Source organism: Pseudomonas sp. MLB6B, from assembly GCF_054508135.1.
Window position 1 is genome coordinate 1,869,609 of the sequence record NZ_CP199313.1, and the last position, 21,059, is coordinate 1,890,667.

Here is a 21,059-nt window from a genome sequence, read left to right on the forward strand (position 1 = left end):
AGGTCGGCCCAGCGGCACGACGATGGACCGGCCGGCGCTGTGGCGCCCGACCGGACCCTGCGCGGACGGCAATGGCCGTCAGCCTTCCTGATACAGCTCGATCGGCGGGCAGGCGCACACCAGATTGCGGTCGCCGTAGACGTTGTCGACACGGCCCACTGGCGGCCAGTACTTGCCCTGCACCAGGCTTGGCAGGGGGTAGACGGCCTGTTCGCGGCTATAGGCGTGGGGCCACTCGCCGACCAGTTCGGCAGCGGTGTGCGGCGCGTTCTTCAACGGGTTGTCGTCCGCATCCAGGCGGCCTTCCTGCACGGCGCGGATTTCCTCGCGGATCTTGAGCATGGCATCGCAGAAGCGGTCCAGCTCCTGTTTGGATTCGCTTTCGGTCGGCTCGATCATCAACGTGCCCGCCACCGGGAACGACATGGTCGGCGCATGGAAGCCAAAGTCGATCAGGCGCTTGGCTACGTCGTCGACGCTGATGCCGCTACTGTCCTTGAGCGGGCGCAGGTCGAGGATGCACTCGTGCGCCACCAGGCCCTGGTTACCGGTGTACAGCACCGGGTAATGGCCGTGCAGGCGGCGGGCGATGTAGTTGGCATTGAGGATGGCCATCTGCGAGGCGCGCTTGAGGCCAGCGCCGCCCATCATGCGGATGTACATCCAGGTGATCGGCAGAATGCTGGCGCTGCCGAAGGGCGCCGCGCACACCGCGCCTTCGTGGCGCAGCAACGCCGCATGGCCCGGCAGGAACGGCGCCAGGTGCGCCTTGACGCCGATCGGGCCGACGCCTGGGCCGCCACCGCCGTGGGGGATGCAGAAGGTCTTGTGCAGGTTCAGGTGCGAAACGTCGCCGCCGAACTTGCCCGGTGCGCACAGTCCGACCATGGCGTTCATGTTGGCACCGTCGATGTACACCTGGCCGCCGTGTTCATGGACGATATCGCAGATCTCACCGATGGCCTCCTCGAACACGCCGTGGGTGGACGGGTAGGTGATCATCAGCGCGGCCAGTTGCTCGCGGTGCTGCTCGGCTTTGGCGCGCAAGTCGTCGACATCGACGTTGCCACGGGCATCGCAGGCCGTGACCACCACGCGCATGCCGGCCATGTGCGCGGTGGCCGGGTTGGTGCCGTGGGCCGAGGCTGGAATCAGGCAGACGTTGCGCTGCTGGTCGCCGCGGCTGCGGTGATAGGCACGAATCGCCAGCAGGCCTGCGTATTCGCCCTGCGAGCCGGCGTTGGGCTGCAGCGACACGGCGTCGTAACCGGTGGCCGCGCAGAGCATGGCTTCCAGCTCTTCGGTCATCTGCGCGTAACCCTGGCTCTGTTCGGCCGGGGCGAAGGGGTGCAGGTTGCCGAACTCGGCCCAGGTCACCGGGATCATTTCGCTGGCCGCATTGAGCTTCATGGTGCACGAGCCCAGCGGGATCATGCTGCGGTCCAGCGCCAAGTCCTGGTCGGCCAGGCGGCGCAGGTAGCGCATCAGCTCGGTTTCGCTGTGATAGCGGTTGAACACCGGGTGTTCGAGGAAGGCCGACTGGCGGCGCAGCGCGGCGGGCAGGCGTGGCTCGGCGGTGGCGGCCAGGGCGGCGAAGTCGGGCGCCGCCTTGTTGTCGGCAAACAGCGCCCACAGTGCCTCGACGTCGGCCTGAGTGGTGGTTTCGTCCAGCGACAGGCCCAGCTGGCTGGCGCCGACCACGCGCAGGTTGATGCCCTGCGCACGAGCTTTGTCGTGCCACTGCGCGGTGGCGCTGCCGGTGTCCAGGGTCAGGGTGTCGAAAGCGCTCTTGCCGAGCACTTTCAAGCCCAGCTCGCCCAGGCCTTGAGCGAGGATCGAGGTCAAACCGCTGACTCGCTCGGCGATGCGTGTCAAGCCTGCCGGGCCGTGGTAAACCGCGTACATGCTGGCCATGTTGGCCAGCAATACTTGCGCGGTACAGATGTTCGACGTCGCCTTCTCGCGGCGGATGTGCTGCTCGCGGGTCTGCATGGCCAGGCGCAACGCCGTGTTGCCGAAGCGGTCGATGGACACGCCGACCAAGCGCCCCGGCATATCGCGTTTGAACGCATCGCGGGTGGCGAAGTAGGCCGCGTGGGGGCCGCCGAAGCCCAGCGGTACGCCGAAGCGTTGCGCCGTGCCGATGGCGACGTCGGCCTCGAATTCGCCGGGTGGGGTGAGCAGGGTCAAGGCCAGCAGGTCGGCGGCCACTGCCACCAGGGCATTGGCGGCGTGCAGGCGCTGCACCAGTTCGCGGTAGTCGAAGATTTCGCCGTGGCTGGCCGGGTATTGCAACAAGGCGCCGAAGAAGCGCGATACATCCTCGAGCTCACGCTCATCGCCCACCACCACCTCGATGCCCAGAGGTTCGGCACGAGTGCGCAGCACATCGAGGGTTTGCGGGTGGCAATGCACAGAGGCGAAAAAGGCTTGGCCGGTCTTGTTCTTCGACAGGCGCTTGCAGAAGGTCATGGCCTCGGCCGCAGCGGTGGCTTCGTCGAGCAGGGACGCATTGCTGATCGGCAGGCCCGTGAGGTCGCAGATGAGGGTCTGGAAGTTCAGCAGCGCTTCCAGGCGGCCTTGGGAAATTTCCGGTTGGTAGGGCGTATAGGCGGTGTACCAGGCGGGATTTTCCAGCAGGTTGCGCAGGATCGGTGCCGGGGTGTGGCAGTTGTAGTAGCCCTGGCCGATGTAGGTCTTGAACAGCTGGTTGCGGCCGGCGATGGCCTTGAGCGCGGCCAGGGCGTCGGTTTCGCTCTGGCCGGGGGCGTCGCCCAGCACGCTGGTGCCCTGGATGCTGGCAGGGACGACAGCTTGGCTCATGGCGTCGAGCGAGTCGAAGCCGAGGGTGGCGAGCATGGCCTGCTCATCGGTGGCGCGCGGGCCGATGTGGCGGGCGACGAATTCGTTGGCGGTGCTGAGGTTCAGGGGCATGGCGGGTTCCTCAGGCGTCGGCGCTGGCGTTGAGCAGGCGGTCGTAGGCGTCCTGGTCGAGCAGGGCGGCGACGGCGTCCGGTTGGTCGGGCACGAAGCGGAAGAACCAACCGGCGCCGAGCGGTTGTTCGTTGACCAGCTCCGGTTGCTCGGCCAGTTGCTCGTTGACGGCGACGATCTCGCCAGCCAGCGGCATGTACACGCCACTGGCCGCTTTCACCGACTCCACGGTCGAAGCCTCGCTGGCTTTGTCGTAATGCTGGAGCTCGGGCAATTGCACGTAGACCACATCGCCCAGTGCCTGCTGGGCGTAGGCGGTGATTCCCACCGTGACGCTGCCGTCGGTTTCAACGCGCAGCCATTCGTGATCCTCGGTAAAACGCAACTCGCTCATGAAAAGTCCTCGGGATGCAGGAGGTCAGGCGCGGTGTGGCCCCACGCTCTGGGTCAAGGTTTTCCTAGCAAGAAGGCGGCCAGCAAGGTACAAGCCCGGTGAATCAAGGGTTCGCCGGGGATCGGCGCACGCAAGCTGGAAGTCTTTTGTAATGAATTCGATACAGCCTGGCGCGGTATGAAATGGAAGCCCAATCAAACGCTTGCCAAACGGGCTGCCGGAGGGTTCGTATCTAATTCGTTACACTGGAAGGGAATCGATACGCGCTCGACCTATACGCAGCGATGGCGACGGGGCGGCTTTTACCACTGCGCACGGCTGGCGACATCGCTTCTCAAGCGTCCTTGCGAATTCCGTACTTGCGCAGACGTTGGGCGATGGCGGTATGCGAGGTCTGCAAGCGTGCGGCCAGCAAACGGGTCGACGGATAGCTGGCATACAGGCGCTGCAGCAGCTCGCGCTCGAAGTCGCCGACCGCCCGCTCCAGGCTGGCGACTCCGCCCAGTTGGCCACTGGCGACCGAGGTGCCGGCGATGTCCAGGTCGTCGATTTCCACCCACTGGCGCTCGCAGATGGCCGCCGCGCGGAAGATCACGTTGTGCAACTGACGCACGTTGCCCGGCCATGGGTTGGCCAGCAGCGCCGCATGGGTGGCGCTGCTCAGGCGGCAGGGCGGGCGCTGGATCTGCGTGCAGGCCTGGGCCATGAAAGCGTGTGCCAGCATGAGGATGTCTTCGCCGCGCTCGCGCAGGGGCGGCACTTGCAGGTTGAGCACGTTGAGGCGGTAGAACAGATCTTCGCGGAAGGTGCCTTCGCCGACCATGCGTTGCAGGTCGCGGTGGGTGGCGCTGATGATGCGCACATCGACCTTCACTTCCCGATCGCCACCGACCCGGCGGAAGCTGCCATCGCTGAGAAAGCGCAGCAGTTTGGCTTGGAGATAGGGCGACATCTCGCCGATTTCGTCGAGAAACACCGTGCCCTGGTTGGCCAGCTCCATCAACCCTGGCTTGCCGCCACGCTGGGCGCCGGTGAACGCGCCGGGGGCATAGCCGAACAGCTCGCTCTCGGCCAGGCTCTCCGGCAGTGCGGCGCAATTGAGCGCCAGGAACGGCGCAGCCTGTCGGCTGCTCAGGGCATGGCAGCCGCGGGCCACCAGCTCCTTGCCGGTGCCGGTTTCGCCGTGTACCAGCAAGGGCGCATCGAGCACCGCCACGCGCAGGGCGCGTGCCTTGAGGGTGCGAATCGCCGGCGAATCGCCGAGCAACGCCTCCAGGCCTTCGGCGTGGTCATGGCGCAGCGCCGAGAGCCGCTCGCCCATGCGCGTGGGTGGATACAGGGTGAGCAGGCCGCCAGCGTGGGTGATGGGGCTGGCGTCGAGCAGCAGGCTCTGGCCGTTGAGCTGCATTTCGCGCATCGGCAGGTGGAAGTTGTTGTCCAGCAACGCTTGCAGCAGGCCCGGATCACCGAACAGCTCGCCTACCGAGCGCCCCGCCGACTCACGCCCGCACAGGGCGATCAGCGCCGGGTTGGCCAGCAGCACCTTGCCGGCGCTGTCGACCGCCAACACCGGGTCGCTCATGGCCGCCAGCAGGGCGTCGAGTTGCAGGTGACGGCGCTGGCCAGGGAGGATGTCCACCACCTCCACCGACTGCACGCCGTGCACGTCGAGCAGCGCGTCGTGCAGTTCTTCGAGTACGGCAGGGCTCAAGGTCGGGGCGTCGATGTAGACGTTCGGCGGGACCATCTCCACCGCGTCCAGGTTGAGGTGGCGGGCACCCAGCAAGGCGAGTACTTCCTGGGTGATGCCAACGCGGTCGATGAAGCTGACGTGGATACGCATGGGGGCTGGAGCCATGGCCGGTGGGGCGAACAGTATGCCCCGGCCGGGCCATCAACCCCAACGGGTCAGGTGAGGTGCTCGGGCTTGACCGGGTCGCCGGACTTCACGTCGAGCTGAGCGCGTACGTCTTCGAACATCAAGTCATAGAACCTGTGTGAGGCCGCAATGCTGGATGCGCTCTTGGGCAAGCCGTGCTTTTCCGCCAGGCGGGTGACGTAGCGGGCAAAGTCGAAGGCCTGATCTTTGGGCAGGAAGAAGGTTTCATCGACCGCTTTGTCGTCGATGCTGCCATGCAAGCGGAAATTCATGCCGGCGCCCTCCTTGGAGTCTTGGAACAGGCCGTAATCGACGCTCAGGTTATAGCTGTGGTCGGCCTGGTTCAGCGCGTGGCGCTCGATGTGCAAGTGGCCGGGGGTGAAGGTGGCCATGGGCGGTCCTCCTGATAATGGATGGGCTTTGCGCGCATTGGGTGGTGTCAACGGTAGCTGATAAGCAGCGGGGCGTGCCCAGCGGTTGCGCTGTTGTGGCGCGAGGAGGGTGTGGCGATGCCGCCGCTCGATGATGAGTCACGCACTGCGCGCAGTGACCGGGATGTGCTGTCCATGGCGACCGGAAGTTCCAGCCTAAGGGCGGGCAGCCTGCCGACTCCTGATCTGCATCAGTCAATGGACGCATGTGAGGGCGGGGCCTGTGTCAAGGAGGGGCGCAGAGGATGGGATGGGACTATGGCCCGTTCGGGACGCGACCAGATCCACATGTTCCCCAAGGCCATGCCGCCGATGGCCAGGAACACCGGCCAACGATGCTCCAGCACCAGCAGCATCAGACCTGCGCACAGCAGCATGCTGACCGTGGCACTGACTTTGGCGCGGCGCTGGATCACCTTACCGTTGCGCCAGTTGTAGAGGATCGGGCCGAACAACCGGTGCCGCTCCAGCCAGGCGCTAAGCCGCGGCGAGCTGCGGGTCGCGGCCCAGGCGGCGAGCAGGATGAACTCGGTGGTCGGCAGCCCCGGTATGACGATGGCGACCAGCCCGATGCCCAAGCTGGTATAGGCCAGGAGTGCGTACAGCAGGCGGGTGACGCGGGAGCGGGCAAGTTGGGTCATGGTCTCACTGTGGTGGCTCCGGCCCCTGTTCGCAGGGGCCGGACGGGCGTATCAAGCCAGTGCGGAGTCGGTCGCATAGGCGTGCTTGAGCAACTCGGTAAAGCGTTCGAACGCAGCCACGGCTGCGCGTTCGGCGGTAGCGTCTTCTTCCGCCGAAAGGGGGAGGCCGTCGAGGGTCCGGATGAAGCTTTTCCAGCCCTCGGCGCGGCCGCCGGCAGGCTCGCCCAGGTGACGCGCGCCGAACGTGTCGGACAGTTGCAGCGCGGCGGCGCGCTTGATCAGAAATGCAGCGCCGAGTTTGGAGCCTTCGGAGACGAAGAGCCAGCCCAAGGCCTGGGCCACGCTCGGGTCGCGCAATGCACCCGGCAGGGGGGCTGGCACTTCGCAGCCGAGGTCGGCCAAGTCCAGCCGGGCCTGCTCGGCGCGGCAGCGTTCGGCGAGGTCCGGGAAGAGTGCGATCAATGCCGGGTCGCGGTACAGCGGTTGCAGTTCGGCCTGGAACAGGTACTGGGCGACGACGAAGCGGGCGAAGCGCTCGCGGCTGTCGAACGGGGCGTGGGCCTTGACCAGGGCGTCCAGTTCGCTGTGCGGGGCGTGGGTGACCTGGTTCAGGCGTTGCGAGCGCAAGCTGGCGCGCTCGTGGGCGGTGGCAGTGGCCATGGAGGTTCCTCGAAGAAAAGGCGTCTGTGTATGAAGACGAAACAGACGGGGGAAAGCGGTAAAAAAAGGTCGCCGGGCGCGCCTCGTAGCCGCGCGCCCGGGCCCGTCAGATGTCCCACACCAGATTGATCGCCACGTTGCGCCCCGGCAGGGTCAGGCGGTCGAGGTTCGCCGGTTGCGTCACCCCGGCTTCGCCCAGGCCGTCGTAGCCGCGCACCGAATCCCACTGCCAGTATTTCTTGTCGGTGAGGTTGTAGAGCCCGGCGTTGAGGGTCAGGTCGTCGGTGAGCTTGTAGAACCCGGTGAGGTCTACCACGCCGTAACCCGGTGTGCGGAACTGGCTGCTGGTGCCGTCGGGGGCGAAGAAGGTGGTGTCGTCGACGCGGTCCTTGCGCTTGACCAGCGTCCAGCTCAACAGGCCGCCATAGCTTGGCTGCTCGTAGCCCAGGCCCCATACCGTGGTCAGCGGGTTGATGCTGTTCAGCGGCTGGCCGTTGTCGTCGTTGCGCCCGTGCAGATAGGTGACCGCGCCTTGTGCGTACAACCCGGGTGCGGCGCCGAAGTGGTCGAGGTTCAGACGGCCTTTGAGCTCGGTGCCCTTGATGGTCGCGCGGCGAATGTTGTTGGCCTTGAACGTGTTGCCCAGCGAAGACGACTGGATGGCGTCTTCGTTGATGAAGTCGCGATATTTGTTATAGAACACCGCCACGTCAAAATTGCCTGCCTCGAACTGGCCGCGCAGGCCGGTTTCCAGGCTTTTGCTCTTTTCCGGTTCGAGATCGGGGTTGCCCTCGACGCGGTAGCCTTCGACCTGGTTGTCGAAGCGGCCGTACATCGACTTGGCGGTAGGGGTACGGAAGCCTTCGGCGTACTGGCCATAGCCGGTGTAATGCTCGTCGAAGGCGTAGGTGACGCCGAGCTTGGGCGAAACCCGGTGCCAGTGCTTGCTGGAGGTGTCGATGGACGTGGGCGCCGTGCTGCCGCTGCCCTGCAGGCCGAGCAGGAACTCGTCGGTGGCCTTGGGTTTCATGCGCGTGTAGTCGTAGCGCGCGCCGGGCAGGAAGGTCCAGGCACCCCAGCGGATTTCGTCTTGGGCGAACAGGCTGTAGGTGTCGATGGTCGGGTCGGGGAAGTCGCTGACCCGCACTTGGCCGTCGGCCGGACGATCCGCACCCACGGCTGGGCAGCCTGCGCCCACCGTCAGGCAGGTGCCGGTGCCGCTGCGCGAACCGGTGACCTTGTCGTGCTTGAAGGTGGTGCCGTAGGTCAGCAGGTGCTGCGTGTCCCCGAGGTCGAAGGCCTTGTCGAACTGTGCGTCGAGCACCCACTGGCGATCCTTGTACGTGGTGTCACGGGTGCGCAGCACGGTGCGGCTGAAGGGGAAGTACACTTCCTCGGTGTGTTGGTCGGTCTTGGCGATCTGGTAGTTGAGGCTCCATTTCGCGTGGTCGGCCAGGGCGCTGTCCAAGCGCAGGTCGTGCTCGATGCCGAAGCGCTCGCGGGTCACGGTGTCTTCGGCCTGGCGGCTGCGGTACATCCCTAAGCCCGCACCATTGGCGAACGGCCCCCCGACCGCGCTGCGCACGTTCTGCTCGCGGTCGTTCTTGAACCGCTCGTACACCAGCGCCAGGCGATCCTCTTCGGCATAGTTCCAGCCCAGCTTGGCCAGCACGTTCGTCGTACGGGCATCCTCGGGGTTGGCCGAGGTGCGCGCCAGGCCATCGCCGCCCTGGCGACCATAGGACTCGGTCTCGTGGCCATCGCGCCGGCTCAGGTGCAGCAGGCCGTCGACGTCGCCGCTGCGCCCGGCCACGGTGGCCGACTTCAGCCAACTGTCGTCGGCCGAGCTGTAGCCGGTCTTCAGCCGGGCGCCGACATCCTTGCCGGGCTTGATGATGTCTTCGGGGTCGAGGGTGAAATAGCTGACCGCGCCGCCGATGGCGTTGCTGCCGTAGAGCACCGAGGCCGGGCCGCGGAGGATTTCCACGCGCTTGACGATTTCCGGGTCGACGTAGTTGCGTTGAGTCTGGGCGTAGGGGCCGAAGAAGAAGCTGTCAGGGATCGCCACGCCGTCGACCTGAGTGAGGATACGCTCGCCGTCGATGCCGCGTATGTTGTAGCCGTTCAGGCCGCTGCGCTGGCCGATGCCGCTGACCGACACGCCCGGCTCGTAGCGCGCCAGGTCGGCGATGCTGTTGACGTTCTGCCGGTCGAGCTGCTCGCGGGTCTGCACGCTGACGGTACTGGGCACCTGGTTGACGTCCTGGGCGCTGCGGGTGGCGCTGACGGTGAGTTGTTGCAAGGCGATGGCGTTGCGCTGGCCGAGGGCCTGGCGCTCGATCACCACGTTGCCGTGGCCGAGGGTACGGTAGGTCAGCCCGGTACCTTGCAGCAGGCGCTCGAGCGCGGCCTGGGCCGGCAGCGAACCGCGTACCCCGGGGGAGACCACGCCCTGGGCGAGCTCTGCGGAAAAACCGACCTGCCAGCCAGTGACTGCGGTGAAGGCATTGAGGGCCGAGACCAGCGGTTGCTGTTCGATGGCGAAGCGGTAGCCGCCTGCGTGCTGGCTGCTCGCCTGGGCGATGTCGGCGGCCAGCGCCGGCAGGCTGGTCAGCCCTCCGGCGAGCATGGCCAGGGTCAGCAACGACAGCTGACCGACCCGGCGGGAAGGAGGGGACGGGCATTTGAAACCTGTGGACATCGAAAGCGCTCCCTGTGCGCGAACGTTATGAGTGACTGACTCCATATGAACAAGAATCAGTCGCATTGGCTATAACGAGACGGAACAGGGTAGGCGGGTGCGTAAAAATAATTTCGATGAGCGCCGCAAGCGCTAGTTGAGGATGACCAGCGCAGGGTATTCGTGCAACTGCGCCGAAGTGATCTGCGCCAGCGCACGCAAGGTTTCCAAGGGCCGATCGAGGCGGTAGTTGCCGGTGACCGTCAACTGCTCCAGGCGTGGATTGCGATTGACGATCCAACCTGGATAGTAGCGCCGCACCTCGGCCAGCACCTGGCTCACCGGGCAGTTCTCGAACACCAGACGGCCCTCGACCCAGGCCAGCGCCTTGGCCATGTCGGGCCGTTGCGGTGCGCTGAAACCGGTAGGGCCGAGGCTGATGCTGTCGCCCGCACGCAAGCGCACGCGCTGGTCGTCCGGCGATTGCAAATCGACGTCCCCACGCTGCACGCGCACCTGCGCCTGACCGTCGAGGTAGCGCACGGCGAAGTCGGTGTCGTCGGCGCGCGCGCGCAGCGGCCCGGCTTGCACTTCAAACGCGGGGCGGGCGCCGGCGGGCACCTGGAAATAGGCTTCGCCTTGCAACAGACGGGCGATGCGCCGGCCGTCGTGTCGTTCGCTGGCCAGGGCGCTGTCGGTGTTGAGCAGTACACGGGCACCGTCGTCCAGTTGCAGGTGCTGGCGCTCGCCGACGGCAGTCAAGTGGTCGGCCTGAAGGCGCACCGGCAGATTGCCGAAGGTGAACAGGCCGACCAGCAGCAACGCGGCAGTGGCCAGCGGCGCGCGGTAGCGGCGCAGACGCGCGGGCCAGGCGCGGCGCCTGCGTCGGTACAAGTCGTCGGCCGCCTGTTGCAGCGCAGCACCGTGCCATACCGCCTCGGCCTGCAAGTAGGCTTCGGCGTTTTCCTCGGCCTGGGCCAGCCAGGCGGCGAAGTCGCGTTCGTCCTGCGCGTCGGCGCAGTGCAGGCGCACCAGCCAGTCCAAGGCCTGCTCGCGGGCGCGCGCTTGGGCCTGGGTAACGCTGGAGGAGGCGGCTGGGCGGTCGGTCACGCAAAGTCCTTGCACGGCTCGAAGGGCCACAGATGATCGGGGCTGGCGGGCCTGCTGGCAAGCCGTGCGCTTGCTGGACGATGCCGTCGGTCGTTCAGTTCAGACGCTCGGCGATGCCCATGCACAGCGCCATGATCAATTTGAGTTCCTTCTGCACGGTACTGGCCGACACCTTGAGTTGCTGGGCGATTTCCAGGTAACTGGCACCCTGCACGCGGCTGAGCACGAAGATCCGTTGCTGACGCTCGGTCAGTTGGCCCAATTGGCTGCTCAGGTGCCTGAGCATCTGCTCGGCATGGGCGGCGTCTTCGCTGCTGGTCAGCGGCGCGGCGACGTTGTGCAGCACCTGCTCGGGGACGTCGTCGACCAGGGTGCGCGCTTGAGCACGGCGTGCGCGCAGGTGGTCGAGCGCCAGGTTGCGTGCGGTCTGGAACACGAAAGGTTCCAGGTGCGTGACCGGCCGTTCGGCCAGGGCGCGGGTAACCCGCAGGTAGGTTTCCTGCAGCAGGTCTTCAGCGGTGCTGGGGTTGCCGACCATGCGCTGCAAGGTGCGCAGCAGGGGAAGGCGCTGCCGGACGAACAGCGCATTGAACCGGGACTGACTCACGAGGAAACCTGACCAAGGGGAGGTTATTGATAATGCGTATCATCTTCCCTTGGGGTCAAGCTGGAAAACACTTCCAAACGTTAGGCTGCTGTCCGGTGTCTGCCGAAGCCGCGAAGCGGCTTCGGTCAAGTGCAGGAATCTTTCAACGCGCGTCGAACAGCGCGCGGCAGGTGTCGAGCATACGGTTGGAGAAGCCCCATTCGTTGTCGTACCAGGCCAGCACCTTGAGCATGCGCCCGTTGCTGCGGGTATGGTTGGCGTCGAAGATCGACGACAGCGGGTTGTGGTTGAAGTCGCACGACACCAGAGGCAGGGCGTTGTAACCGAGCACCGGCGATTGGCGGCTGGCCTCGGCGAAGGCCTGGTTGACCTCGTCGCGGCTGACCTCGCGTTGCAGGTTGACGGTCAGGTCGACCAGCGACACGTTGATCACCGGCACCCGGACGGCCATGCCGGTCAGCTTGCCGGCTAGCTCCGGCAACACCAGCCCGACCGCTTCGGCGGCGCCGGTCTTGCTCGGAATCATCGACTGGGTGGCCGAGCGTGCCCGGTATGGGTCGCTGTGGTACATGTCGGTCAGCACCTGGTCGTTGGTGTAGGCGTGGATGGTGGTCATCAGGCCCTGTTCGATGCCGAACTCGCGATGCAGCACCTGGGCGATCGGCGCCAGGCAGTTGGTGGTGCACGAAGCGTTGGAGATGACCTGGTGCGAGGCGCGCAGCACGTCGTGGTTGACGCCGTACACCACGGTGGCGTCGGCGCCTTTGGCCGGTGCCGAGATGATCACCTTGCCGGCGCCGGCGCTCAGGTGCGCGGCGGCCTTTTCGCGATCGGTGAACAGACCGGTGCATTCGAACACCACATCTACCGCTTCGGCCTTCCACGGCAGCTCCGCCGGGTTGCGGATGGCGCTGACGGCGATACGGTCGCCATTGACCGTCAGGCTCTGCTGGTCGGCTTCGACCTGGGCATCGAAGGGGCCGTGTACGCTGTCGTACTTGAGCAGGTGGGCGTTCATGGCGCTGTCGCCCAGGTCGTTGATGGCGACGACCTGCAGGTGCTCTCGATAGCCTTGGGTATAGAGTGCGCGAAGCACGTTGCGGCCGATGCGGCCGAAGCCATTGATGGCGATGCGGATGGTCATGGCGATACCTCTGGCAGTGGGGCGAAGCCTGTGGCACAAAGGCAGGCGTCGCTGAAACGGTTTTGTTGTTGGAATTACAAGATTATTCCCTTGCTGATAGAAAACAACCCTTTTTGGTGTCAGTATTTGTTTAGAACATACAACGAGTGGTCGGGTTCAACCCAATGTCGCTGCCGGCGGGGCTTTCAACTGAGCCTAGGCCGCAACCGTCGCAAGGTGAAGCAACCCGTCAAGACCGCCCTTACCGCGAGCCTGGAGTCCTGTACATGCACCCGCGCATCCTTGAGGTCACCCAGCGGCTGATCGAACGCAGCCGTGCCACCCGTGAACGCTACCTGGCGCTCATCCATGGCGCGGCCAGCGCCGGCCCCATGCGCGCCAGTCTGCAATGCGCCAACTTCGCCCACGGGGTGGCGGCGTGCGGTACGGACGACAAACAGACCCTGCGCTTGATGAACGCGGCCAACGTCGCCATCGTCTCGGCCTACAACGACATGCTCTCGGCGCACCAGCCCTATCAGCACTTCCCCGAACAGATCAAACAGACGCTGCGCGACATCGGCTCAGTCGGCCAGTTCGCCGGCGGCGTGCCGGCGATGTGCGACGGCGTCACCCAGGGCGAGCCGGGCATGGAGCTGGCCATCGCCAGCCGCGAAGTGATCGCCATGTCCACGGCGATCGCGCTGTCGCACAACATGTTCGACGCCGCGCTGATGCTGGGCATCTGCGACAAGATCGTGCCAGGGCTGATGATGGGCGCGCTGCGCTTCGGCCACCTGCCCACCGTGTTCGTGCCTGGCGGGCCGATGGTCTCGGGGCTGTCGAACAAAGAGAAGGCCGACGTACGGCAGCGCTACGCCGAAGGCAAGGCCAGCCGCGAAGAGCTGCTGGAATCGGAGATGAAGTCCTACCACGGGCCTGGTACCTGCACCTTCTACGGCACCGCCAACACCAACCAGCTGGTGATGGAAGTGATGGGCCTGCACCTGCCGGGCGCCTCGTTCGTCAATCCCTACACGCCGCTGCGCGACGCGCTCACCGCCGAAGCTGCGCGGCAGGTCACACGCATGACCAAGGCCAGCGGCAACTTCATGCCGCTGGGCGAGATCGTCGACGAAAAGGCCCTGGTCAATTCCATCGTGGCCCTGCATGCCACCGGTGGCTCGACCAACCACACCCTGCACCTGCCGGCCATCGCCCAGGCGGCCGGCATCCAGCTGACCTGGCAGGACATGGCCGAGCTGTCGGAAGTGGTGCCCACGCTGTCGCACGTCTACCCCAACGGCAAAGCCGACATCAACCATTTCCAGGCCTCCGGCGGCATGGCCTATCTGATCCGCGAGCTGCTCGACGCAGGCCTCCTGCACGAAGACGTCAACACCGTGGCCGGCCCAGGTCTCCACCGCTACACCCAGGAGCCTTTCCTCGAAGACGGCCAGCTGGTCTGGCGCGAAGGCCCGACTCAGAGCCTCGACGAAACCATCTTGCGCCCGGTGGCGCGGCCGTTTTCCTCCGAAGGCGGGCTGCGGGTGATGAATGGCAACCTGGGGCGCGGCGTGATGAAAGTCTCGGCGGTGGCGCCCGAGCACCGGGTGGTGGAGGCCCCGGCACGCATCTTCCACGACCAGCAGTCCCTGGCCGATGCGTTCAAGGCCGGCGAGCTGGAGTGCGACTTCGTCGCCGTGGTGCGCTTCCAGGGCCCGCGCTGCAACGGAATGCCCGAGCTGCACAAGCTGACGCCGTTCCTCGGCGTGTTGCAGGATCGCGGCTTCAAGGTGGCGCTGGTCACCGACGGGCGCATGTCCGGCGCGTCGGGCAAGATTCCCGCCGCCATCCACGTCTGCCCCGAGGCCTTCGACGGTGGCCCGCTGGCACGGCTGCGCGATGGTGATATGGTGCGCGTCGACGGCGTCGAAGGCACGCTGCAGGTGCGCCTCTCGGCCAGCGAGCTGGAAAGCCGCGACCTGCCCCCCGCACCCCAGGGCAACGACCTGGGCTGCGGGCGCGAGCTGTTCGGCTTCATGCGCGTCGCCTTCAGCTCGGCCGAGCAGGGCGCCAGCGCCTTCACTGCGGATTTGGAGAAGCTTGGATGACGGAATTGCTGGTCGGCGACATCGGCGGCACCAACGCGCGTTTCGCGTTGTGGCGCAACAACCAGCTGGAGGCCGTGGAGGTGTTCGCCACCGCCGACTACAGCGGGCCGGAACAGGCCATCGAACGGTACCTGGCCAACCAGGGCGTAGCGCCGGGCGCAGTGCGCGCGGCCTGCCTGGCCGTGGCGGGGCCGGTGCTGGGCGACGTGTTCCAGTTCACCAACAACGACTGGCAACTGAGCCAACGTGCGTTCTGCGAACATCTGCAGATCGAGCGCCTGCTGCTGGTCAACGATTTTACCGCCATGGCCTTAGGGATGACCCGGCTCAAGCCCGGCGAATCGCTCGAAGTCTGTGCCGGTGAGGCCGATCCCAGCCGCCCGGCACTGGTGATCGGGCCGGGCACCGGCCTGGGCGTGGGCTGCCTGCTGCGCCAAGGCGAGCGCCGCCTGCTGCGCCAAGGCGAGCGCCGCTGGTTGGCCTTGCCAGGGGAGGGCGGCCATGTCGACCTGCCGGTGAGCAATGCGCGTGAAGTGGCGATCCAGCAATACCTGCACCGCCAACTGGGCCACGTCAGCGCCGAGAACGTCCTCAGCGGCAGCGGCCTGCTGCGTTTGTACCAGGCGCTGTGCGCCATCGACGGCGACGTGGCGCAGCACCAGACGCCTGCGCAGATCACCGACGCCGCCCTGGGCGGCGAACCCCGGGCCCGGGCGGTGATCGAGCAGTTCAGCCGCTTCCTCGGCCGGGTCGCCGGCAACAACGTGTTGACCCTCGGCGCGCGCGGCGGCGTGTACATCGCCGGCGGGGTGATCCCGCGCTTCGCCGAACTGTTCCTGCACAGCGGTTTCCGCGACAGCTTCACCGACAAGGGCCACATGAGCCATTTCTTCGCCGGCATCCCAGTGTGGCTGGTGACTGCCGAACTGTCGGGCCTGCTGGGGGCCGGGGTGGCCCTGGAGCAGTCGCTGCACGATTGAGGCGGGTCATGGCAGGCCGCGTGGCCTGCCGCTACACTGCCGGCCGCATGCAACTGCCATTTCCACCCAACGCCTGCACCAGGCACATCGCGGCTGTACCCCCAGCCGTCCAAAAGGGATCGACCGTGAGCACCTCCGGTAAATCGATACTGATGGTCGACGACGACCACGACATCTGCGAACTGCTGCAAACCTACCTCAGCCGCGCCGGCTTCGACGTGCGCGCCGAAACCAATGGCCAGGGCTTTCGTCAGGCGCTGGAGGCCGGCGACTACGACCTGGCCATCCTCGACGTGATGCTGCCCGACGAAGACGGCTTCAGCCTGTGCCGCTGGGTACGCCAGCATCCGCGGCATGCGCGGGTGCCGATCATCATGCTCACCGCCAGCTCCGACGAGACCGATCGGGTCATCGGCCTGGAGCTGGGCGCCGACGACTACATCGGCAAGCCGTTCGGCCCCCGCGAGCTGCTGGCGCGCATCAAGGCCCTGCTGCGCCGCACCGAGTTCGCCCAGGCCGCGCCGGCCAGCACGGTGCTCAGCTTCGACGACTGGCGCCTGGATACCACGCGCCACCGCCTGTACCACCGCGACGGCGAAGAGGTGCTGCTTACCGGTGCCGACTTCGCCTTGCTCAAGCTGTTCCTCGACCACCCGCAGCAGATCCTCGACCGCGACACCATCGGCAACGCCACCCGCGGGCGCGAACCGATGCCGCTCGACCGCATCGTCGACATGGCGGTCAGCCGCCTGCGCCAGCGCCTGCGCGACACCGACAAGCCGCCGCGGCTGATCCGCACCGTGCGCGGCAGCGGCTACGTGCTGGCCGCCGATGTCCGCCCGGGTGGCTGAGTCGCGCTGGCGCCTGCTGCCGCGCTCGCTGCTGGGGCGCATGCTGCTGCTGACCTTGCTGGTGGTGCTGCTCGCCCAAGGGCTGTCGAGCCTGATCTGGGTCGCCCAATTGCGCGCCAGCCAGTTGCAGGGCCTGCAAGCCAGCGCGCGCAGCCTGGCCCATTCGATGAGCGCCAGCGTCAGCTATTTCCGCTCGCTGCCCGTGGCCTACCGGCCGATGGTGCTCGACCAGCTGCGCAGCATGGGCGGCACGCGCTTCTTCGTCTCGCTCAACGACCGCCCCCTGGACATGCCGAGCCTGCCGGCGACGGCGCGCAAGCAGGCGGTGATCGAGGTGTTCGACCAGGTCCTGCACGAGCGGCTCGGCGCGCAGACCGACTTCACCGTGGAGTTCGTCACTCCCCAGGAGCTGCGCATCTTCAACAGCGGCCTGAAGCTCGACGAGCTGCCGCGCTCCTGGGCGCACTATGCGCTGACCCTGGAGCCGCTCAATCCGCCGGTGCTGGTGATCCAGATCCCGCTGGCCGAACACGAATGGCTGTACATCGCCTCCTTGCTGCCCGAGCCCTACACCGGCCTGGAAGAGCAAGGCCTGCCGCGCCAACAGATCGGCTTCGTCGGCCTGACCACGGCTTTGCTGTTGCTGTTCATCGGCCTGCTGGTGCACTGGCAGACCCGTCCGCTCAAGCGCCTGGCCAGGGCCGCGCGCGACCTGTCGCTGGGCGCCGACGTGGCGCCGCTGGCCGGCGGTGGCGGCAGCGAAGTGGTGGAGGTGACACGCGCCTTCAACAGCATGCGCGAGCGCATCAGCCGCTACCTGACCGAGCGCAGCCAATTGTTCAGTGCCATTTCCCACGACCTGCGCACGCCCATCACGCGCCTGCGCCTGCGCGTCGAGTTGCTCGAAGACGAACAGGCGCAGCGCACCTTCAACCGCGACCTGGACGAGCTGGAACTGCTAGTAAAAGGTGCGCTGCAATGCGTCAAGGACACCGACATCCACGAGAACATCGAGCCGATCGACCTCAACCAGGTGCTGGAAATACTCGCCGAGCCTTATCTGCGCGACGGGCGCATCACCCTCGAAGGCCGGGCGCTGGCGCCTTATCCGGGCAAATCCCTGGCCCTGCGCCGCTGCATCGGCAACCTGATCGACAACGCCATCAAATACGGCGAGCGCGCCCATTTGCGCATCCTCGACAGCGCCACAGGCTTCGTGCTGCAAGTCGACGACTGCGGCCCCGGTGTACCGCAGCAACGCCTGGAGCAGGTGTTCGAGCCGCACTTCCGTCTGGCCGTGCAGCAGCAGGGCTACGGCCTGGGGTTAGGCATCGCGCGCAACATCGCCCACAGCCACGGTGGCGAGGTGAGCCTGCTGAACCTGCGCCAGGGCGGCCTGCGCGTCACCCTGAGCCTGCCGCGCAGTGCCGAATGAGCCTTGCTAATGTCACCAGTCGGTGACAAAGACGCGGCGCTTCGTTACCTGGCGCCGCAGCTCGCCTGATTAGACTCCGAGGCAAGCGCAAGCACTCGACTTGCTCGCATAACAAAAACAAAGGTTTTCACATGAACGCATTCACTCGCCTGGCTACTGCCATCTCCCTCGCCTGTTCCCTGCCCCTGAGCGCCGTCGCTGCCGACAACGGCACCGTCGAAGTGTTGCATTGGTGGACCTCCGGTGGCGAAGCCGCCGCCGTCCAGACCCTCAAGCAGCAGATCGAAAAAGATGGCTTCACCTGGAAAGACAACGCCGTCGCCGGCGGTGGCGGCGCGGCGGCCATGACCGTGCTGAAAAGCCGTGCGGTCGCCGGCAACCCGCCTGCCGCCGCGCAGATCAAAGGCCCCGACATCCAGGAGTGGGGCGCCCTGGGTCTGCTCACCGAACTGGACGAGGTCTCCAGCACCAACAAATGGGACGAACTGCTGCCGGCCAAGCTCACGCCGATCTGGAAGTACGACGGCCATTACGTGGCCGTGCCGGTCAACATTCACCGCGTGAACTGGCTGTGGATCAACCCGCAGGTGTTCGAGAAGGCCGGCGCCAAGGTGCCGGACACCCTCGACGAATTGTTCGCCGCCGCCGACAAGCTCAAGGCCGCCGGCTTCCAGCCCCTGGCCCATGGCGGCCAGCCATGGCAGGACAGCACCGTGTTCGAGAACCTGGTGCTGAGCATCCTCGGGCCCGAGGGTTACCACAAAGCGTTCGTCGACCTCGACACCGACACCCTCACCGGGCCGAAGATGGTCGAGACCTTCCAGGCCCTGCAACGCCTGGCCGGTTACATGGACCCCAACCGCGCCGGGCGCGACTGGAACATCGCCGCCGCCGAGGTGATCACCGGCAAGGCCGGCATGCAGATCATGGGCGACTGGGCCAAGAGCGAATGGACCGCGGCCACGAAGACCGCAGGCACCGACTACGTCTGCGTACCTTTCCCCGGCACCCAGGGCAGCTTCACCTACAACATCGACTCGCTGGCGATGTTCAAGCTGACCAAGGAAAACGACATCAAGGCGCAGAACGACCTGGCCAAGGTAGCGTTGGAAAAACCTTTCCAGACCGCCTTCAACCAGAACAAAGGCTCCTTGCCCGTACGCCAGGACATGGACATGAGCCAGTTCGACGCCTGCACCCAGCGCTCGTCCAAGGACTTCCAGCAGGCCAGCCAGGGTGACGGCTTGCAGCCGAGCATGGCGCACAACATGGCCTCGACCCTGGCGGTGCAGGGCGCGATCTTCGATGTGGTCAGCAACTTCCTCAACGACCCCAAGGCCGATCCGGCCAAGGCGGCCAAGCAGCTCGACGCGGCCATCAAAGCCGCGCGTTGATGGCCTGGCAGGCCAGCCGCAGCGGGCGACCCACCCGCGCGGCGCGGCCTGCGCTCACCCGTCCTTTCTCTTCCTGGAACACACGCCATGAACACTGCGACCGCGTCTCGGCGGGCGTCCCCTCTGGACGCCCTGCAGCGCTGGCTGCCCAAGCTGGTGCTGGCCCCGAGCATGCTCATCGTGCTGGTGGGCTTCTACGGCTACATCTTCTGGACCCTGGTGCTGTCCTTCACCCAGTCGACCTTCATGCCCAGCTACAAGTGGGCGGGGCTCACCCAATACGCCAAGCTCATGGCCAACGACCGCTGGTGGGTAGCGAGCAAGAACCTGCTGGTATTCGGCGGTCTGTTCATCGGCATCAGCCTGGTGATCGGCGTGGTGCTGGCGGTGTTGCTCGATCAGCGCATCCGCCGCGAAGGCTTCATCCGCACCGTCTACCTGTACCCCATGGCCCTGTCGATGATCGTCACCGGCACTGCCTGGAAATGGCTGCTCAACCCCGGCCTGGGCCTGGACAAACTGCTGCGCGACTGGGGCTGGGAGGGCTTTCGCTTCGACTGGCTGGTCGATCCGGATCGTGTCGTCTACTGCCTGGTGATCGCCGCTGTGTGGCAGGCCTCGGGCTTCGTCATGGCGCTGTTTCTGGCCGGTCTGCGCGGGGTCGATCCATCGATCATCCGCGCCGCCCAGGTCGATGGCGCCAGCCTGCCGCGCATCTACCTGCGCATCGTGCTGCCCAGCCTGCGGCCGGTGTTCTTCAGCGCGGTGATGATCCTGGCGCACATCGCCATCAAGAGCTTCGACCTGGTGGCGGCGATGACCGCCGGCGGGCCGGGCTATGCCTCCGACCTGCCGGCGATGTTCATGTACAACTTCACCTTCAGCCGCGGCCAGATGGGCATGGGCTCGGCCAGTGCCATCCTCATGCTCGGCGCCATCCTGGCGATCCTGGTGCCGTACCTGTACTCCGAACTCAGGAGCAAGCGCCATGACTAGCCGTCACGGATTTTCCGCAAGCCGCCTGGCCATCTACGCCACCCTGCTGCTGGCCTGCGCGGTATACCTGATTCCGCTGCTGGTGATGCTGCTGACCAGCTTCAAGTCCCCCGACGACATCCGTACCGGCAACCTGCTGAGCTGGCCCGAGGTGGTCACCGGCATCGGCTGGTTCAAGGCCTGGGACAGCGTCGGCGGCTACTTCTGGAACTCGGTGAAGATCACCGTGCCGGCGGTGCTGGCCTCCACGCTGATCGGCGCGCTCAACGGCTACGTGCTGTCGATGTGGCGCTTCCGCGGCTCGCAGCTGTTCTTCGGGCTGCTGCTGTTCGGCTGCTTCCTGCCGTTCCAGACCGTGCTGCTGCCGGCCTCGTTCACCCTCGGCAAGCTGGGCCTGGCGAGCACCACCACGGGCCTGGTGCTGGTGCACATCGTCTACGGCCTGGCCTTCACCACGCTGTTCTTCCGCAACTACTACACCAGCGTGCCGCAGGCCCTGGTGCAGGCGGCGCGGCTGGACGGGGCGGGGTTCTTCACCATCTTCACACGCATCCTGCTGCCGATGTCGCTGCCGATCATCATGGTCTGCCTGATCTGGCAGTTCACCCAGATCTGGAACGACTTCCTGTTCGGCGTGGTGTTCGCCAGTGGTGACGCGCAGCCGATCACCGTGGCATTGAACAACCTGGTCAACACCAGCACCGGGGTCAAGGAATACAACGTCGACATGGCGGCAGCGATGATCGCGGGGCTTCCGACCCTGCTGGTCTACGTGGTCGCCGGCAAATACTTCCTGCGCGGCCTTACTGCCGGCGCGGTCAAGGGGTGAC

The 21,059-nt window shown here is 66.1% G+C and carries 17 protein-coding genes; 7 read left to right on the forward strand and 10 right to left on the reverse strand.

Features of this window, described 5'->3' with window-relative positions; genetic code table 11:
• Positions 1-78: 78 nt before the first annotated feature.
• The 10 genes from gcvP to gap form a co-directional block, all read right to left on the reverse strand.
• Entirely contained in the window at positions 79-2,934 is a 2,856-nt protein-coding gene (gene gcvP / locus ACSMEV_RS08135) for an aminomethyl-transferring glycine dehydrogenase (protein ID WP_459207957.1), read from the reverse strand.
• Positions 2,935-2,944: 10 nt separating this feature from the next.
• Complete coding sequence (gene gcvH / locus ACSMEV_RS08140) at positions 2,945-3,328, reverse strand: glycine cleavage system protein GcvH (RefSeq protein WP_459207958.1); 384 nt, start codon at positions 3,326-3,328, stop codon at positions 2,945-2,947.
• Positions 3,329-3,662: 334 nt separating this feature from the next.
• On the reverse strand, positions 3,663-5,171 hold the full coding sequence (locus tag ACSMEV_RS08145; protein WP_296264705.1) for a sigma-54-dependent transcriptional regulator: 1,509 nt from the start codon (positions 5,169-5,171) through the stop codon (positions 3,663-3,665).
• 65 nt (positions 5,172-5,236) lie between these two features.
• Positions 5,237-5,599, reverse strand: a complete 363-nt coding sequence (locus ACSMEV_RS08150; RefSeq protein ID WP_459207959.1) for a DUF5064 family protein — start codon at positions 5,597-5,599, stop codon at positions 5,237-5,239.
• A gap of 230 nt (positions 5,600-5,829) precedes the next feature.
• Entirely contained in the window at positions 5,830-6,279 is a 450-nt protein-coding gene (locus ACSMEV_RS08155; RefSeq protein WP_459207960.1) for a YbaN family protein, read from the reverse strand.
• A gap of 51 nt (positions 6,280-6,330) precedes the next feature.
• Positions 6,331-6,939 carry a biliverdin-producing heme oxygenase gene (locus tag ACSMEV_RS08160; protein WP_459207961.1) on the reverse strand — a complete coding sequence of 203 codons (609 nt, stop codon included), beginning with the start codon at positions 6,937-6,939 and terminating at the stop codon, positions 6,331-6,333.
• 106 nt (positions 6,940-7,045) lie between these two features.
• Complete coding sequence (locus ACSMEV_RS08165) at positions 7,046-9,640, reverse strand: TonB-dependent receptor (RefSeq protein WP_459207962.1); 2,595 nt, start codon at positions 9,638-9,640, stop codon at positions 7,046-7,048.
• 132 nt (positions 9,641-9,772) lie between these two features.
• Entirely contained in the window at positions 9,773-10,729 is a 957-nt protein-coding gene (locus tag ACSMEV_RS08170) for a FecR family protein (RefSeq protein ID WP_459207963.1), read from the reverse strand.
• Positions 10,730-10,823: 94 nt separating this feature from the next.
• The gene (locus ACSMEV_RS08175; protein WP_459207964.1) at positions 10,824-11,336 is read right to left on the reverse strand and encodes an RNA polymerase sigma factor; all 513 of its coding nucleotides are present in this window, start codon (positions 11,334-11,336) and stop codon (positions 10,824-10,826) included.
• Between the two features lie 142 nt (positions 11,337-11,478).
• Positions 11,479-12,480, reverse strand: coding sequence for a type I glyceraldehyde-3-phosphate dehydrogenase (gene gap, locus ACSMEV_RS08180; protein WP_459207965.1), 1,002 nt, complete (start codon positions 12,478-12,480; stop codon positions 11,479-11,481).
• Positions 12,481-12,746: 266 nt separating this feature from the next.
• Between gap and edd the strand changes: the two genes are divergently transcribed.
• The 7 genes from edd (at position 12,747) to ACSMEV_RS08215 (ending at position 21,058) form a co-directional block, all read left to right on the forward strand.
• Positions 12,747-14,573: a phosphogluconate dehydratase gene (gene edd, locus ACSMEV_RS08185; protein ID WP_459207966.1), complete on the forward strand. Its 1,827-nt coding sequence runs from the start codon at positions 12,747-12,749 to the stop codon at positions 14,571-14,573.
• Positions 14,570-15,553, forward strand: coding sequence for a glucokinase (locus tag ACSMEV_RS08190; RefSeq protein ID WP_459207967.1), 984 nt, complete (start codon positions 14,570-14,572; stop codon positions 15,551-15,553). The genes edd and ACSMEV_RS08190 overlap by 4 nt, the downstream gene beginning before the upstream one ends.
• 125 nt (positions 15,554-15,678) lie before the next feature.
• Entirely contained in the window at positions 15,679-16,404 is a 726-nt protein-coding gene (locus ACSMEV_RS08195) for a response regulator (protein ID WP_459207968.1), read from the forward strand.
• Positions 16,385-17,839 carry an ATP-binding protein gene (locus tag ACSMEV_RS08200; RefSeq protein WP_459207969.1) on the forward strand — a complete coding sequence of 485 codons (1,455 nt, stop codon included), beginning with the start codon at positions 16,385-16,387 and terminating at the stop codon, positions 17,837-17,839. Before ACSMEV_RS08195 ends, ACSMEV_RS08200 begins: the two co-directional genes overlap by 20 nt.
• Before the next feature lie 131 nt (positions 17,840-17,970).
• Positions 17,971-19,233 carry an ABC transporter substrate-binding protein gene (locus tag ACSMEV_RS08205; RefSeq protein ID WP_459207970.1) on the forward strand — a complete coding sequence of 421 codons (1,263 nt, stop codon included), beginning with the start codon at positions 17,971-17,973 and terminating at the stop codon, positions 19,231-19,233.
• A gap of 87 nt (positions 19,234-19,320) precedes the next feature.
• Positions 19,321-20,229 carry a carbohydrate ABC transporter permease gene (locus ACSMEV_RS08210; RefSeq protein ID WP_459207971.1) on the forward strand — a complete coding sequence of 303 codons (909 nt, stop codon included), beginning with the start codon at positions 19,321-19,323 and terminating at the stop codon, positions 20,227-20,229.
• Positions 20,222-21,058 carry a carbohydrate ABC transporter permease gene (locus ACSMEV_RS08215; protein WP_459207972.1) on the forward strand — a complete coding sequence of 279 codons (837 nt, stop codon included), beginning with the start codon at positions 20,222-20,224 and terminating at the stop codon, positions 21,056-21,058. The genes ACSMEV_RS08210 and ACSMEV_RS08215 overlap by 8 nt, the downstream gene beginning before the upstream one ends.
• Position 21,059: the final 1 nt, after the last annotated feature.

Bases quoted from the DNA above. Each gene is read 5' to 3' on its own strand.
- gcvP (WP_459207957.1), bottom strand. From the start codon at position 2,934: ATGCCCCTGAACCTCAGCACCGCCAACGAATTCGTCGCCCGCCACATC.
- gcvH (WP_459207958.1), bottom strand. From the start codon at position 3,328: ATGAGCGAGTTGCGTTTTACCGAGGATCACGAATGGCTGCGCGTTGAA.
- ACSMEV_RS08145 (WP_296264705.1), bottom strand. From the start codon at position 5,171: ATGCGTATCCACGTCAGCTTCATCGACCGCGTTGGCATCACCCAGGAA.
- ACSMEV_RS08150 (WP_459207959.1), bottom strand. From the start codon at position 5,599: ATGGCCACCTTCACCCCCGGCCACTTGCACATCGAGCGCCACGCGCTG.
- ACSMEV_RS08155 (WP_459207960.1), bottom strand. From the start codon at position 6,279: ATGACCCAACTTGCCCGCTCCCGCGTCACCCGCCTGCTGTACGCACTC.
- ACSMEV_RS08160 (WP_459207961.1), bottom strand. From the start codon at position 6,939: ATGGCCACTGCCACCGCCCACGAGCGCGCCAGCTTGCGCTCGCAACGC.
- ACSMEV_RS08165 (WP_459207962.1), bottom strand. From the start codon at position 9,640: ATGTCCACAGGTTTCAAATGCCCGTCCCCTCCTTCCCGCCGGGTCGGT.
- gap (WP_459207965.1), bottom strand. From the start codon at position 12,480: ATGACCATCCGCATCGCCATCAATGGCTTCGGCCGCATCGGCCGCAAC.
- edd (WP_459207966.1), top strand. From the start codon at position 12,747: ATGCACCCGCGCATCCTTGAGGTCACCCAGCGGCTGATCGAACGCAGC.
- ACSMEV_RS08190 (WP_459207967.1), top strand. From the start codon at position 14,570: ATGACGGAATTGCTGGTCGGCGACATCGGCGGCACCAACGCGCGTTTC.
- ACSMEV_RS08200 (WP_459207969.1), top strand. From the start codon at position 16,385: ATGTCCGCCCGGGTGGCTGAGTCGCGCTGGCGCCTGCTGCCGCGCTCG.
- ACSMEV_RS08205 (WP_459207970.1), top strand. From the start codon at position 17,971: ATGAACGCATTCACTCGCCTGGCTACTGCCATCTCCCTCGCCTGTTCC.
- ACSMEV_RS08210 (WP_459207971.1), top strand. From the start codon at position 19,321: ATGAACACTGCGACCGCGTCTCGGCGGGCGTCCCCTCTGGACGCCCTG.
- ACSMEV_RS08215 (WP_459207972.1), top strand. From the start codon at position 20,222: ATGACTAGCCGTCACGGATTTTCCGCAAGCCGCCTGGCCATCTACGCC.